The 1275-nt window shown below is 40.9% G+C and carries 1 protein-coding gene; it reads right to left on the bottom strand.

What is annotated here, in order from left to right; all coding sequences use genetic code 11:
- Positions 1–34 precede the first annotated feature (34 nt).
- Complete coding sequence (locus PSI14_RS19920; RefSeq protein WP_273577716.1) at positions 35–1126, bottom strand: tyrosine-type recombinase/integrase; 1092 nt, start codon at positions 1124–1126, stop codon at positions 35–37.
- Between the last annotated feature and the right edge of the window lie 149 nt (positions 1127–1275).

The raw sequence follows: 1275 nt of genomic DNA, 5'->3' as shown, positions 1-1275 counted from the left end.
CCCATCTTAAGGGCAGATTTCTGCCCTATAGTGATTATTCTTCTTTCTGCTGCATTAGCTTGTTGAATTTCTCATGCAGCGATTGTGGGTACAGTTCCGTATACACCTGCCACAACACATTCAGTGAACGATGGCCCGTTACTTGCGCCACTTCTTCAATGGAAAAACCAGCTTCAAATAGGCGGCTGGCTCCTTCTCTGCGTAGGTCATGATAGCGGAGGTCTTGAATTCCTAGAGCATTACGGACTCTTTGGAATCCTGCTGTTACGCTCTTGGAATTGTAAGGAAATATTAGATCACTCGTTTTTGGCTGGCGTTGAACAATTTCCCAAGCATTCCCTAGTAAGGGGACTGACATGTGATTACCTGTCTTCTTTCTTGGGTCTTTTCTGTCTCTTACAATGACAGATCTTTGCTTATCATCTATATCATCCCATCTTATTTTGCATATCTCGCCTATTCGCATACAACTAAGAATAGAGAAATTCAAGATGTCCTCATAGGGTATTTTCCCTTCTCTATGACTACTGCGTTTCCGCAATCCTTCAATAAGTCTATTAATCTCATCTTGCACAGGTCTTCTGCTGCGGCGCTGAGATTTTCCGATTAATCCCATCTGAATTAACAAAGGCCGAGCTTCATATGCAGGATTTGAGACATAATCTATGTTATAGATTGGTTTGGCTGATTTTAATACTGATGTTAAGTAGCTAATATCGTGATTAATGGTTGATGGGGTTATGCCTGTAGATTTCCTTTGCTTGCAGTATTCAACAATATGACTTACCGATAGCTTAGTCAGTATTAGTTTTGCTAAGTCGCTATCTAACAGCATTTGTAATACGTATTTTTTAGTCCTCCCTGATTTTTTACCCAGATCTGGATCATTAATGTATTTATACAATAAATCACCAACGGTTAAATCTTCGGTATCATCATTTGTGGGGACCCCATTCTGCTCTAGTTCAGCTACCCGCATAGCACCCCATGTTTTGGCATGGGATTGTTTTCCGAATGTACGATTCTCTCTGTGAATATATTTACCGCCAGATTTAACACCAACGGTACAGCGGTAACGTATAGTGCCATCTGCGCGGGGGCGTTTTTCTATGCTATAGTAGGCCATAATTTAAGTTCTCCTATTCGGGTCCCCAAATTAAGGGGGTGCTGAGAGGGGTGCCAAGAACTCAAAAATAACCTAAAATAATCTTAAATGCACGAAAATATACAGATGCAAAAACGTAGTGAATTCACTGAAATATCAACTGGCGCTGG

This window comes from Xenorhabdus anantnagensis, from assembly GCF_028598555.1.
Lineage (GTDB): Bacteria > Pseudomonadota > Gammaproteobacteria > Enterobacterales > Enterobacteriaceae > Xenorhabdus > Xenorhabdus anantnagensis.
This window is presented reverse-complemented; position numbering and strand designations above follow the sequence as displayed.